General features: G+C 63.8%; 13 protein-coding genes. 5 read left to right on the top strand and 8 right to left on the bottom strand.

The features are described 5' to 3' along the window. Positions 1 to 4 precede the first annotated feature (4 nt). The 3 genes from AAFG13_RS26710 to AAFG13_RS26700 are packed head-to-tail and all read right to left on the bottom strand — an operon-like array spanning position 5 to position 2,866. Positions 5 to 595: a Smr/MutS family protein gene (locus tag AAFG13_RS26710; RefSeq protein WP_212312748.1), complete on the bottom strand. Its 591-nt coding sequence runs from the start codon at positions 593 to 595 to the stop codon at positions 5 to 7. After that, positions 592 to 2,184: an MltA domain-containing protein gene (locus tag AAFG13_RS26705; RefSeq protein ID WP_249132625.1), complete on the bottom strand. Its 1,593-nt coding sequence runs from the start codon at positions 2,182 to 2,184 to the stop codon at positions 592 to 594. The genes AAFG13_RS26710 and AAFG13_RS26705 overlap by 4 nt, the downstream gene beginning before the upstream one ends. Further along, positions 2,162 to 2,866, bottom strand: a complete 705-nt coding sequence (locus tag AAFG13_RS26700) for a Tim44/TimA family putative adaptor protein (protein ID WP_212312750.1) — start codon at positions 2,864 to 2,866, stop codon at positions 2,162 to 2,164. The genes AAFG13_RS26705 and AAFG13_RS26700 overlap by 23 nt, the downstream gene beginning before the upstream one ends. 419 nt (positions 2,867 to 3,285) lie before the next feature. Between AAFG13_RS26700 and secB the strand changes: the two genes are divergently transcribed. Further along, positions 3,286 to 3,774 carry a protein-export chaperone SecB gene (gene secB / locus AAFG13_RS26695; RefSeq protein WP_092121028.1) on the top strand — a complete coding sequence of 163 codons (489 nt, stop codon included), beginning with the start codon at positions 3,286 to 3,288 and terminating at the stop codon, positions 3,772 to 3,774. 148 nt (positions 3,775 to 3,922) lie between these two features. On the opposite strand, the gene dnaQ is transcribed toward secB, so the two are convergent. Genes dnaQ through AAFG13_RS26675 form a run of 4 tightly spaced genes read right to left on the bottom strand, consistent with a single transcriptional unit; the run spans position 3,923 to position 6,769 of the window. Beyond that, positions 3,923 to 4,645, bottom strand: a complete 723-nt coding sequence (gene dnaQ, locus AAFG13_RS26690; protein ID WP_092121030.1) for a DNA polymerase III subunit epsilon — start codon at positions 4,643 to 4,645, stop codon at positions 3,923 to 3,925. 32 nt (positions 4,646 to 4,677) lie between these two features. Beyond that, positions 4,678 to 5,277 (bottom strand): dephospho-CoA kinase, encoded by a 600-nt coding sequence (gene coaE / locus AAFG13_RS26685; RefSeq protein ID WP_212312752.1) that lies wholly within the window; start codon positions 5,275 to 5,277, stop codon positions 4,678 to 4,680. A gap of 36 nt (positions 5,278 to 5,313) precedes the next feature. Further along, positions 5,314 to 5,922: a Maf family protein gene (locus AAFG13_RS26680; RefSeq protein WP_342708701.1), complete on the bottom strand. Its 609-nt coding sequence runs from the start codon at positions 5,920 to 5,922 to the stop codon at positions 5,314 to 5,316. Between the two features lie 10 nt (positions 5,923 to 5,932). Continuing rightward, positions 5,933 to 6,769 (bottom strand): pyruvate, water dikinase regulatory protein, encoded by an 837-nt coding sequence (locus AAFG13_RS26675; RefSeq protein ID WP_212312755.1) that lies wholly within the window; start codon positions 6,767 to 6,769, stop codon positions 5,933 to 5,935. 449 nt (positions 6,770 to 7,218) lie between these two features. On the opposite strand from AAFG13_RS26675, the gene hemJ reads away from it, so the two are divergent. Together hemJ and rho are read left to right on the top strand one after the other, a co-directional pair. Continuing rightward, a complete protein-coding gene (gene hemJ / locus AAFG13_RS26670) occupies positions 7,219 to 7,641 on the top strand; it encodes a protoporphyrinogen oxidase HemJ (RefSeq protein ID WP_212313001.1) in 423 nt (140 codons plus the stop codon). Positions 7,642 to 7,892: 251 nt separating this feature from the next. Beyond that, a complete protein-coding gene (gene rho, locus AAFG13_RS26665) occupies positions 7,893 to 9,158 on the top strand; it encodes a transcription termination factor Rho (RefSeq protein WP_028341998.1) in 1,266 nt (421 codons plus the stop codon). A gap of 212 nt (positions 9,159 to 9,370) precedes the next feature. On the opposite strand, the gene AAFG13_RS26660 is transcribed toward rho, so the two are convergent. Further along, the gene (locus tag AAFG13_RS26660; RefSeq protein ID WP_249132639.1) at positions 9,371 to 9,523 is read right to left on the bottom strand and encodes a hypothetical protein; all 153 of its coding nucleotides are present in this window, start codon (positions 9,521 to 9,523) and stop codon (positions 9,371 to 9,373) included. Here AAFG13_RS26660 and mnmE point away from each other — a divergent pair. Together mnmE and mnmG are read left to right on the top strand one after the other, a co-directional pair. Next, positions 9,459 to 10,784 carry a tRNA uridine-5-carboxymethylaminomethyl(34) synthesis GTPase MnmE gene (mnmE, locus tag AAFG13_RS26655; RefSeq protein WP_342708700.1) on the top strand — a complete coding sequence of 442 codons (1,326 nt, stop codon included), beginning with the start codon at positions 9,459 to 9,461 and terminating at the stop codon, positions 10,782 to 10,784. The genes AAFG13_RS26660 and mnmE overlap by 65 nt on opposite strands. Before the next feature lie 242 nt (positions 10,785 to 11,026). Next, entirely contained in the window at positions 11,027 to 12,910 is a 1,884-nt protein-coding gene (gene mnmG / locus AAFG13_RS26650) for a tRNA uridine-5-carboxymethylaminomethyl(34) synthesis enzyme MnmG (RefSeq protein WP_342708699.1), read from the top strand. The last annotated feature ends 17 nt before the right edge of the window (positions 12,911 to 12,927 follow it).

Raw genomic sequence — 12,927 nt, 5'->3', positions numbered from 1 at the left:
ATGCTCAGCGCGCGCGCCGGACGCGCACATAGAGCGCGCCCTCGCCGCCATGGCCGATATGCGCTTCCTCGAAGCCGACCACCAGCGAACGGAATTCCGGCAGGCTGAGCCATTCCGGCACCTGGCGGCGCAGCACGCCGCGTTCGGAATCCGCCCCCCCGACCTTGCCCTTGCCGGTGATGACGAGCACGAAGGTGAGCCCGTCGCTGTGCGCGCGTTGCAGGAAGGTGAACAGCACGCGGTGCGCGCGGATCTGCGTCATGCCGTGCAGATCGAGCCGCGCATCGATCTCCTGCCGGCCGCGCGACAGCTTTGCACGTTCGCGGCGGCCGATCGGCGCCAGCGGCGGCACCTGTGGGCGCGGCGCCGGCGTCGCCTTGACCGACGTCACCGGCTTGACCGGGATGGGCTTGGCCGCGGCGTGGTGCGTGGCCGGGTCAGAAGCGTCGGCGTGGGCTTTCGGTGCGGCCGGCTTCTTGCGCAGCGGCTTGACTTGCTTGGCCACGCTCTCCCAGAGCGCACGCTCTTCCTCGCTCAGCGCACGCTTGCGCCGTGACGGAGCGGACAGGTCGGGGATCGGCGCGGGTCGTTTCATTGATCGCGGTGATGGCGATAGCGCCGAGTGCGCCGCTTCTCCGGTTGCGGAATGTCGGGCCGGGCGACCGGCAGCGGCACAGGTTCTGCCACAGGCGCCGACTGTGCAACAGAGGTCATTGCAGCCGGTGCTGCGGGCGCAGCATCCTTCGCGGGCGGGGCCTTGGCGGCGTCCTTGCTCCCAGCCCTAGCGACGGTCGCAGTCGGTACATCCGCCGGCTTGTCCTTCTGCGGATCGGTCTGCGGAAACAGCTTCGCGATTTTGGCCGACGGCCGCTCGTCAGGGATCGGCAGCTTGTGGCCGCGCGCAACGGGATCGAGACCCTTCGGCACCAGCATCACGAACTGCATATTGTGCCGCAGCCGGCCCGAGACCTTTCCGGCGTCCGCGCCGGCTCCGAAATAGAGATCGGCGCGCGCCGGGCCGACGATCGCCGATCCAGTATCCTGCGCGATCATCAGGCGATGGAACGGCGTCTTGGATTGCTCGGATTCGATCGGCAGCTCGCCGGCAATGAAGAACGGCGTGCCGTAGACGTGCAGCGCCTTGTCGACCGCGATCGAGCGGCCGGGCGTCAGCGGCACGCCCTGCGCGCCGACCGCCTCGTCCTTGTCGGACAGCGGAACCTCGCGGAAGAACACATAGGCGCGATTCTGCCGCCGCAGCTCCTTGGCACCGTCGGGATTCTGCTCCATCCACTCCCTGATCTTCTGCATCGACATCTGGTCCTTCGGGATGATGCCGCGGTCGATCAGGACCCGTCCGACCGGCGTATAGGGATAGCCATTATGCGCGTCGTAATTGATGCGCAGGGTGGTGCCGTCCTCGAACTTGATCCGCGCCGAGCCCTGGATCTGCGCGAACAACAGATCGGTCTGGCTCTTCAGCCAGGCGATCTCCAGCCCACGGCCGGCGATCGCGCCGTCCTCGATCTGACCGCGATCGTAATAGGGCACGAGCTTGCGCCGGCCGATCTTGCGATACACAGGACCGCTGTTGGGCAGGCCGACCGACGCTTGCGTCTTGCCGCGCACGAACAGGTTGGACGGCCGGCGATAGACCGGAACATTGTAGACGTCGGTCTGGGTCCGCGAGCCATCGAGCACCGGCTCGTAATAGCCGGTGACGAAGCCGGCATCCTCGCCGAGCCGCGAGATCCGCAGCGGCACAAAATTCTGCTCGAAGAATTCCTTCGCTTTCGCGCCACTGGCGAGATCGAGTCCCTTGGCGATCCCGCAGGGATCGCGCAGCGAGCTGCCGAGCGCCTTCGAATCCGCGGGCGCGCCCTGCTGGGCCGCGATCGGCTTGCAGCTGGTGCGAAACGCCTTGTAGGCCGCGAGATGATCGTCGTCGCTCCAGCCGGAGACGTTGGCCCAGGCGAGCGGCTCGTACTGGCTGCCGCTGACCTGCAACGGCAGTTCCAGATTGGGATAGGGGATCGGGTGGCTATGCTCGTGTCGCGGCGGAGCGTGCCGGCTCGACCTGTAGCGCGCGGCGATCGCCGCGGTGGAGCACACAACCGCGAGCGCACAGCACGCGATCGCGAGGCGCCCGTAGCTGAGATGTTTAGTGAGCGCTTCCAGTTCCAACCAGCTTCCAATTCGGATCGCGGGAAGTCGAGTCGCGGGCGAAGGTCCAGATGTCGGTGATGTCGGCGACCTTGTCCGGGCTGCCGTCGACGATCGTTCCCGCCTTGTCGCGCGTGACCGAGATCATCTGCGACACGAAGCGGACGGTCAGCTGGGTCGAGCGATCGCGCGTCTCGGCGCTGACGATCTCGGCCTTGTCGATCGACACGAACCGCGTCTCGGTCTTCTGCTCGTGCTTCTCGCGATCCTTGATCGCGGCCTCGAAGCTTTCATAGACCTCGGCCGACAGCAGGTCGCGCAGCGCGCGGCGATCGCCGTTGGCGAAGGCCAGCACGATCATTTCATAGGCCGAGCGGGCGCCCGAGAGGAAATGCCGCGGATCGAACGAGGAATCCTGGGCGACAACCGCGTCAAGACCCTGCGCCAGCGGCGTGCCGGGCTCTGCGATGCCCTTCCAGCGTTCCGTGGGTTCGACCGGTTCGGCGGGCGCGGCCGGGGCCGGCTGATCGATCACCGATCCCGGGATCGGCACGACGTTGTTATCCTGGCTGCGCTGTAGGACGTTGGGTGCTGCACGATCATACGGCGGCCGCTCGCTTCCCGTGCGCTGGCCGAGAACGCTGCGCAGGCGCAGAAAGATGAATACGGCCAGCGCCAGGAAGATGATGGTGTAGATATCCACGTCGAATTCGCTTTCTGGTCTCTGCCGGCAACGGGCCGGGCATCAAAGCGTTCCCGGTCGGGAACGGCAGAGATTACATCACCGATTGAGTCCGCAGCATGTAGGCACGAAACTATGCCCGGCCAATGGCGCTTTTTGGCACGGGCAAGTGTAGCGCGTTTTGACCCCGGGGGGAAACCCGTTCCTTCCCGGAAATCGCGTATCTTCAATAATTTAGGAAGCCGTTAAGGGATTGGGCGGAGTTGCGTTCACGATCCCGATGCCGGCGATTTGGCCGCAGGGACGCCAGCCCGCACGCGCTCGTCGTCCTTGTGGACCGAGCCGGGCCTATGATAGCCACTCGCCGGCATCGGCATTCCCAAACCTTAACGCGTGCCGTCGGACATCCAGTCCCGAGCGCCGCTCCAGGAGACATTTTCATGACCAATGGCAACGGCGCCCCCGTCGAACAGCCCGCTCCCCAGCTCAACGTATTGGCGCAGTACACCAAGGATCTGTCGTTCGAGAACCCGAATGCGCCGACCTCGCTCGGCCAGCAGCAACAGCAGCCGGCGATCAACATCCAGATCAACGTCTCCGCCAACAACCTGTCGGAGAACGAGTACGAGGTGATCCTCTCGATCGAGGGCAAGGCCGAGTCGGCCGGCAAGGTGATGTTCAGCTTCGACCTCGCCTATGCCGGCGTCTTCCGGATCGTGAACGTGCCGAAGGAGAATTTGCACCCGCTGGTCATGATCGAGTGCCCGCGGCTGCTGTTCCCGTTCGCGCGCGAGATCGTCGCGACCTCGGTCCGCGACGGCGGCTTCCCGCCCCTGCTGCTCGACCCCGTCGATTTCGTCGGCCTCTACCGCCAGAACATGGAGCGGCAGGCAGCCGCCCAGGCCGCTTCTGGCGTCAAGCCGAGCTGAACTGAGTTAGAGAATACCGAAGCCTGACCCCGTCATCCTGAGGAGCGCGTAGCGCGTCTCGAAGGACCGACGGGCCACCGGCCGGGCCGTTCATCCTTCGAGACGCCGCTTCGCGGCTCCTCAGCATGACGGGAATACGTATAAGCGATCAAGCCGCCGGTGCTGCAGCGGGCGCTGGCGGCGGCAAGTAATCGTTCCAGATCGGCTTGTCGCCGAGCGTCGCGACGAACGCCCGGTGGGCCTCGCGATCCGCGTCGCTGACCCGCGCAACCAGCGCCGTCTCGCGCTGCCGCCGCGGCGTATCGCCATAGCTTCCGCTGCGCGCATCCGAATTTTCCGACGCCAGGATGAGCTGCGACTGCCGCGCCCCGATCAGGTCGATATAGACTTCGGCCAGCAGCTCGGCATCGAGCAAGGCGCCGTGCTTGGTGCGGCGCGAATTGTCGATCTGATAGCGCGAGCAGAGATCGTCGAGCCGGTTCGACACGCCGGGATGCTTGCGTCGCGCCAGCAGCAGCGTATCGACCAGCCGGTCCTTCGGGATGGCCTTCCGCTTGATGCGGTCGAGCTCGGCATTGATGAAGCTGATATCGAACGACGCGTTGTGGATCACCAGCGGCGTATCGCCGATGAAGGCCAGGAACTCGTCGACCACCTCATTGAACAGCGGCTTGGAGGCCAGGAATTCGGTCGACAGCCCGTGCACGGCGAACGCTTCGGCCGGCATGTCGCGTTCGGGATTGATGTAGACGTGGTAGGTCTGCCCCGTCGGCATGCGGTTGAAGATCTCGACGCAGCCGATCTCGACCAGCCGGTCGCCGCGCAGCGGATCGAGGCCAGTGGTTTCGGTATCGAGAACGATTTCGCGCATGACGTGAGGGAATCCCGGACAAGCGGGGCGAATCAGGTTCGCCGCTCCGGCATCTTAACAACCTCGGCCAGAATGTCGCGGATGCGCGCCCGCACCGGATCAAGTCCGTGCGAGGTATCCACGATGAAATCCGCGCGCTTGCGCTTCTCGGCGTCCGGCATCTGCTTGGCGATGATGGCGTCGAGCTTGGCGGCATCCATGGTGCCCCGCGCCAGCACGCGCTCGCGCTGCAGTTCCGGCGAGGTGGTAACGACGACGACCGCATCGACGCGCTTCTCGCCGCCGGTCTCATACAGCAGCGGCACGTCGACGACGACGATCGGCGCGCCGGCGGCTTCCGCATCGGCAAAGAATTTCTGCCGCGACGCGCCAAGCATCGGATGCACGATTTGCTCGAGCTGCCGCATTGCCGCAGGGTCGTGCACCACGCGTGCCGAGAGTTTTGCGCGGTCGACCTTGCCGTTCGCCGTGGTGCCGGGAAAGGCTGCCTCGATCGCAGGTGCGGCTTCGCCCTCATAGAGCTGATGCACGGCCGCATCGGCGTCATACACCGGCACGCCGGCCTCGATGAAGAGTTTGGCCGTGGTGGATTTTCCCATCCCGATCGAGCCGGTCAGTCCCAAAATCAACATCGGTTCAGCATCTCTCCGTCGCCATGCCTCGGCACCTCACACCGCGAGCAGTTTTTCGCGGCGCAGGAATGCGAGCAGCGACAATATCGGCAGGCCGAGGATGGTGAAATGGTCGCCTTCGATCTGCTCGAACAGATGCACGCCGAGGCCCTCGAGCTGGTAGGCGCCGACGCTGGTCGTCACCGCCTCCCCGGCCTGGTCGAGATAGGCTTCGATCTCCTCGGCAGCAAGCCGCCGCATCGTCATCAGGGCCACGCTCACATCGTCGAACAGGACTTTCCCATCGCGCGCGACCGAGACGGCTGAATGTAGCGCATGCGTCTGTCCGGCGAGCAGGCCGAGCTGCTCGGCAGCCTGGGCACGGCCGGCAGGCTTGCTGAACATCCGCTCCCCCAGCGCCAGCGTCTGGTCGGCGCCGACGACATATTGACCCGGCCTCTGCCTCGATATGAACAGCGCCTTCTCACGCGCCAGGAGCGATGCGATCTCGCCCGGCGCCGAAAGGCCGGAGTTTCTCTGCACCGCGCGTTCATCGATATCGGCCGGCAGCGCCTCGAACTCAAGGCCGGCGTTTTCGAGCAGCATCCTTCGCGCACGGCTTTGCGACGCAAGGATCAGCTTCTGCGGGCCGCGCCAGATGCTCATGATTTGGCCGTTACTCCGACGGCCGCGCGCGCTGGCGGTCGTTATAGAGCTTCATGATCGCAGCCGCAGTCTCCTCGATCGAGCGACGCGTCACGTCGAGCAATGCCCAGTTAAATTTCGCACTCAGGCGCCGTGCAAACGCGACTTCGTCGGCCACCGCCTGCTTGTCGATGTAGGTGTCGTTGTCGCGATCGCCCATCGTGAGCAGGCGGTTCTGCCGGACCTGGATCAAGCGCTCCGGCGTCGCATGCAGGCTGACCACCAACGGCTTCTTCAGGGTCTCGAGCTGGTGCGGCAGCGGAATGCCCGGCACCAACGGCACGTTTGCAGTTCTTATGCCGCGGTTGGCAAGATAGATCGAGGTCGGGGTCTTCGACGTGCGGGACACACCGACCAGGACGACGTCGGCGTCCTCGAGGCCTTCGACATGCTGACCGTCGTCATGGATCATCGTGTAATTCAACGCGTCGATGCGGCTGAAATATTCCGCGTTCAGCACATGCTGCGCACCGACGCGTCCGGTCGTCGCGGCACCCAGATACGCCTCGAACAACTGCATCACCGGCCCTATGATCGACAGGCTCGGAACGTTGATCGCCTTGCACTTGCCCTCGAGCCGACCGACCAGATCCTTCTCAAGCAGCGTGAACAGGACAATGCCGGGCGATTCCTCGATCTCGTCGAGCACGCGATCGAGCTGCTTCTGGCTGCGCACCAAAGGATAGACATGCTCGACCGCCGTCACGTTGGCGTATTGCGCGGCGACCGCGCGCGCCACGGTGATCAGCGTCTCGCCGGTCGAATCAGACACCAGATGCAGGTGGAAATAATTGGAGGTCGTCGGCACCGGGGCCCCTGTCTATCCTGTGAATCCCTGTGGAGGTCGAGGAGAAGAATCCGGGTCCGCCGCCAGGTCCCTGTATATCTCGTCCCCTTCTTCACAGCACCGCCGAAAAGGATAAGTCGACGTCATCGGACGGATGATAGTGAACCGCTGTGGATTTGTCTCTTCATAAGCTGGTCACAGAGGTACGCAACCGATTGAGTTGAGCGACAGATTCCGGATGTCCGGTCCTGCTGGCCGAAATGTTGAGGGATGTGAACAAGCCCGCAAGAACGGCTGGATTGTTTTGCATGAGTCCAATTCACCGTCACTTAGACTCAAACCTTAGATTCTAAACTTAATTAAGTTTAGGAGAGCCGTGTGAGCGGATATGTATCGGTCCCTCGCAAGCAGAGCTTGGCTCGCAACGCTGAGACCACCCGAGCTGTTCCCTGAAAGGCATCGCCGCGATGTTGTATGACTGGATCAAGGCCCTGCACATCGTTGCCGTGATCTCCTGGATGGCGGGCATGCTCTATCTGCCGCGGCTGTTCGTCTATCATTGTGAGGCCGAGACAGGCTCGAAGCAGTCCGAGACCTTCAAGGTCATGGAGCGGCGGCTTTTGAAGGCGATCATCAACCCCGCGATGATCGTGGCCTGGCTCGCCGGGCTTTATCTGGCCTGGGCCGGACACTGGTACCTATCGGGCTGGTTTCACGTCAAATTTACGCTGGTCCTCATCATGTCGGGTATCCACGGCTTTTTGTCTCGCTGCGTGAAGGATTTCGCCGCCGACCGGAATCAACGTACTCAGAAATTCTATCGCATTATCAACGAGGTGCCGACGCTTCTGATGATCCTGATCGTGATCATGGTGGTCGTGAAGCCGTTCTAGACATCGCGATGTTTAGGACCCATGCTTCAGTCCTTCTTGCGAAGAACGAATCGATTTTCTATATAGGTCCTATCCCACCCCACGCAGGCGGATGTGGTCGCGTTTCGGTTCTTTTCGGGCCGGCGCCGCATCAGGTTTGAAAGCCCAAACGGCACTTTCCTGGCTGAGACCTGCGGACCTTCCTTTGGCGTCCGCTTTTTCCAAGCCACCTCGCACCCCTTCCCTACTTACTTCCTCACAGGACGACCCCGATGCGGGAAATCAAACTCCAGGACCTCAAATCGAAAACGCCGGCCGAGCTCGTCTCGTTCGCGGAAGAGAACGGGGTCGAGAATGCCAGCACCATGCGCAAGCAGGAGCTGATGTTCGCCATTCTCAAAAACCTCGCCGCCGCCGAGACCGACATTGTCGGCGAGGGCGTCGTGGAGGTGCTGTCCGACGGATTCGGCTTCCTTCGTTCGCCCGACGCGAACTACCTGCCTGGTCCCGACGACATCTACGTCTCGCCCTCGCAGATCCGCCGCTTCGGCTTGCGCACCGGCGACACCATCGAAGGGCACATCCGCAGCCCGAAGGAAGGCGAACGCTACTTCGCGCTGCTGAAGGTCAATACGCTCAATTTCGAGGATCCCGAGAAGGCCAAGCACAAGGTCAATTTCGACAACCTCACGCCGCTGTTTCCCAATCAGCGTTTCCGCATGGAGCTTGAGGATTCCACCAAGAAGGATCTCTCTGCCCGCGTGATCGACATCGTCGCGCCGATCGGCAAGGGCCAGCGCGCGCTGATCGTGGCGCCGCCGCGCACCGGCAAGACGGTGCTGATGCAGAACATCGCGCACTCCATCACCGCCAATCATCCCGACTGCTATCTGATCGTACTTCTGATCGACGAGCGTCCGGAAGAAGTCACCGACATGCAGCGCTCGGTGAAGGGCGAGGTGGTGTCGTCGACCTTCGACGAACCCGCCGTGCGTCACGTCCAGGTCGCCGAGATGGTGATCGAGAAGGCCAAGCGTCTCGTCGAACACGGCCGCGATGTCGTGATCCTGCTCGACTCGATTACGCGTCTCGGCCGCGCCTACAACACCGTGGTGCCGTCATCGGGCAAGGTGCTGACCGGCGGTGTCGACGCCAACGCCCTGCAGCGCCCGAAGCGCTTCTTCGGTGCCGCGCGCAACATCGAGGAGGGCGGTTCGCTGACCATCATCGCGACCGCGCTGGTCGATACCGGCAGCCGTATGGACGAAGTCATCTTCGAAGAGTTCAAGGGCACCGGTAACTCCGAACTGATCCTCGACCGCAAGGTTTCGGACAAGCGGACCTTCCCGGCGATCGATATCGCCCGCTCCGGCACCCGCAAGGAGGAGCTCATCACCGATCCGCAGGTGCTGAAGAAGATGTACGTCCTGCGCCGCATCCTCAATCCGATGGGCACCATGGACGCGATCGACTTCCTGCTCGACAAGCTCCGGAACACGAAGAGCAACTCGGAATTCTTCGATTCCATGAACACCTGAGGCCACGGCCAAACCGAATAGGGCGCTCCGCACAAACGGGGCGCCTTTTTCATGCTGCGGATTTACTGCAGTAGGGCGCAGCATGGATAGAGCAGGTTCGGCTCACCGAATATTCACATAACTATCTGATATAATTTACCTTTATACCGTAGAGATTGTGGTCAGGTCGACGGTAGTGCAGCAAAATTGCTGCGCGCTGGGCCGCAACGAGATTAGCTGTGTTGCAGCGCAGCATATTGCGGCACGGCGTGCAAAATGGAAGCGGCATTGCCTTTGCCGATTTGCTGGAAGAAATAGGCAATGCATCCGCGCGACCAGACCATCTTCGCGTTGTCCTCCGGGCGGCCGCCGAGTGCGATCGCCATTGTCAGGTTGTCTGGCCCAATGGCCGAGTCGGTCATTGCCGGACTGGCAGGCAAGACGGCGGCCCCGCGGATGGCGACCCGCGCGTTGCTCCGCGATTCGAACCATCAGCCGATCGATGATGCGGTCGTGTTGTGGTTCCCGGGACCGGCGAGTGCGACCGGCGAGGACGTGGCCGAGTTTCATGTCCATGGCGGACGCGCGGTGTTGGCAGCGCTGTTCGATGCGATCGCGGCGTTCGAGAATGTGCGGCCGGCCGAGCCCGGCGAGTTCACCCGGCGGGCGTTCGAGAACGGCAAACTCGACCTGACCGAGGCCGAAGGCCTCGACGATCTGATCCATGCCGATACCGACCGTCAACGGCGTCAGGCGCTGCGCCAGCTGAAAGGGTTGCTCGGCGATCGCGCCCGCGACTGGCGCGAGCGGATCATCGCGGCGTTGGCGCTGATCGAGGCCGGCATCGATTTCTCAGATGAAGGCGATGTGCCGGCAGAGCTGATCGCGCCGGCGCTCGAGAAGATCCGGGCGCTGCATGATGAGATCAAGCAGGTGCTGGCGGGGCAGGGCCAAAGCGAGCGGCTGCGCGACGGCCTGGTGGTCGCGATCGCAGGTCCGCCGAATGTCGGCAAATCGACCCTGATCAATCAGCTCGCCAAGCGCGAGGTCGCGATCGTCTCGCCGCATGCCGGCACCACGCGCGACGTGATCGAAGTGCAGCTCGATCTCGACGGCTATCCAGTCACGGTCATCGACACCGCCGGGATCCGCGAGACCGACGACCCGGTGGAGCAGGAGGGGGTTCGCCGCGCCCGGGCCCGCGCCGCGGAAGCCGATCTTGTGCTGTGGCTGGCCGACAGCCGCGGCGCCAAGGTCGGGCATGGCGGAACGACGCCAACGTGGCTGGTGCGGAACAAGATCGACCTCGTCAGGGCCCCGTCGGGGGACGGGGGCAGTTACCCCGAGTTCCGGATCTCGGCGGCCCGCGGCGACGGCCTCTCCGAACTGATCGCCGCATTGATCGGTTTCGCTCACGACTATTTCGCAACCAGCGAGGGCGGCCTGATCAGCCGGACGCGGCAGCGCGGAATGCTTGAGGAGACCGTCGAATCTCTTCGGCGTTGCATCGATGTGGTCGGGCAGGGCGAGGAACTCGCCGCCGAGGAACTTCGCAGGGCCGCTTTTTCGCTCGGACGTCTGCTCGGTCGGGTGGATGTCGAGGACATCCTGGACGTCATCTTCCGCGAGTTCTGCGTCGGGAAGTAGCGGGCGGCCGTCTGTTTCACGTGAAACATGGTTTCGATCTGGTTAAGGACACTTTCTCCCGAAACAATTGTCGCGGCATGACCGGGCCTGTTTCACGTGAAACAGGTCCGCCCGTTGTTGCGAACGAGGCAGCTTATCCGCCGAATGCTGGGCGAAGGCGGAAGCAACCCAGGCTTGGTTCTCGGACCTGCGACCTAACTTCGTTCTTCCGGCTTTCATCACTCCGCGATAGAAGTCCCGCCATGACTATCAGGGCAGACTCATTTGACGTCATCGTCATCGGCGGCGGCCATGCCGGCTGTGAGGCCGCCAGTGCGGCTGCCCGGATGGGTGCGAAGACAGCCCTGGTGACCCATCGTTTCGCGACGATCGGCGCGATGTCCTGCAATCCCGCGATCGGCGGCCTCGGCAAGGGCCATCTGGTCCGCGAGGTCGACGCGCTGGACGGTCTGATGGGCCGGGTCGGCGACGCCGGCGGCATCCAGTTCCGCATGCTCAATCGCCGGAAGGGTCCGGCGGTCCGCGGGCCCCGGGCCCAGGCCGACCGCAAGCTCTATGCGGCCGCGATGCAGGCGGCGATCACCGAGACCGCGAACCTCAGCGTCATCGAGGGCGAGGCGGACGAGCTGATCGTCGTCGACGGGCGCGTGACCGGCATTCGCCTGGGCGACGGCCGCCAGCTTTCAGCGGGTGCGGTCGTCATCACTACCGGCACCTTCCTGCGCGGCCTGATTCACCTCGGCGAGAAGAACTGGCCGGCAGGCCGGGTCGGCGAGGCGCCGGCGATGGGTCTGTCTGTCTCGTTCGAACGGGTAGGTTTTGTGCTCGGCCGGCTCAAGACCGGGACGCCACCACGCCTCGACGGCACCACGATCGACTGGTCCGCGGTCGAAATGCAGCCCGGAGACGAGCCGCCGGAGCCGTTTTCGGTCATGACGGACCGGATCACGACTCCGCAAATCCAGTGCGGCATCACCCGCACCACGCCGGCGACCCATGAGGTGATCCGGGCCAATGTGCATCGCTCGCCGATGTATTCCGGCCAGATCAAGAGCTCCGGACCGCGCTATTGCCCCTCGATCGAGGACAAGATCGTCCGCTTTGGCGATCGCGACGGCCATCAGATCTTCCTGGAGCCGGAAGGGCTCGACGACAGCACGGTCTATCCCAACGGCATCTCGACCTCGCTGCCCGAAGAGGTCCAGCTCGCGATCCTCGCCAGCATCCCCGGCCTCGAGCAGGTGAAAATGGTCCGTCCGGGCTACGCAATCGAATACGACCACGTCGATCCCCGCGAGCTCGATCCGACCTTGCAGACCAAGCGTCTGCGCGGGCTTTTCCTGGCCGGCCAGATCAATGGCACCACGGGATACGAAGAGGCGGCGGGGCAGGGTATCGTTGCCGGGCTCAATGCCGCGCTGGCTGCCAGTGGCACCGATCCGATCGTGTTCGATCGCGCAGACGGCTATCTCGGCGTGATGATCGACGATCTCGTGACCCGCGGGATCACCGAGCCCTATCGGATGTTCACCTCGCGGGCCGAATACCGGCTGACGCTACGGGCCGACAATGCCGACCAGCGGCTGACCGATAAGGGCATCGCGCTCGGATGCGTCGGAACGGCGCGGGCGGAACGCCATCGGACCAAGATGGCGGCCCTGGATGCGGCCAAGACCTTGGCGAAGTCGCTTGCGATTACGCCGAATGAAGCTGCCAAGCATGGGCTTGCGCTCAATCGCGACGGCCATCGCCGCTCCGCCTTCGAGCTGCTGGCCTATCCGGAGATCGAGTGGCCCGCAGTCCAGGCGATCTGGCCCGAGCTGTCGGCCATTGACCCTGCGATCGCGGTGCATCTCGAGATCGATGCCAAATACGACGTCTATCTGAAGCGCCAGACTGCCGATGTCGACGCCTTCCGGCGCGACGAGGGCCTGGTCCTGACCGATGTCGACTATGCCGATGTGCCGGGTCTCTCGAACGAAGCGCGCGCCAAGCTGCAGAAGGCGCAGCCGCGGACGGTCGGGCAGGCGGGCCGGATCGACGGCATGACGCCGGCAGCGCTGGGTATTTTAGCGGCGTATCTGCGGCGCGAGGCGCGGCGGAAATCGGCCAAGGCGACCGCCTGACGTTTTGCGTGAAACAC

The sequence above is a fragment of the Bradyrhizobium sp. B124 genome, assembly GCF_038967635.1.
In the GTDB taxonomy this organism is placed as follows: domain Bacteria; phylum Pseudomonadota; class Alphaproteobacteria; order Rhizobiales; family Xanthobacteraceae; genus Bradyrhizobium.
Note: the sequence above shows the minus strand (reverse complement) of the source record. Positions and strands in the feature narration are given on the sequence as shown.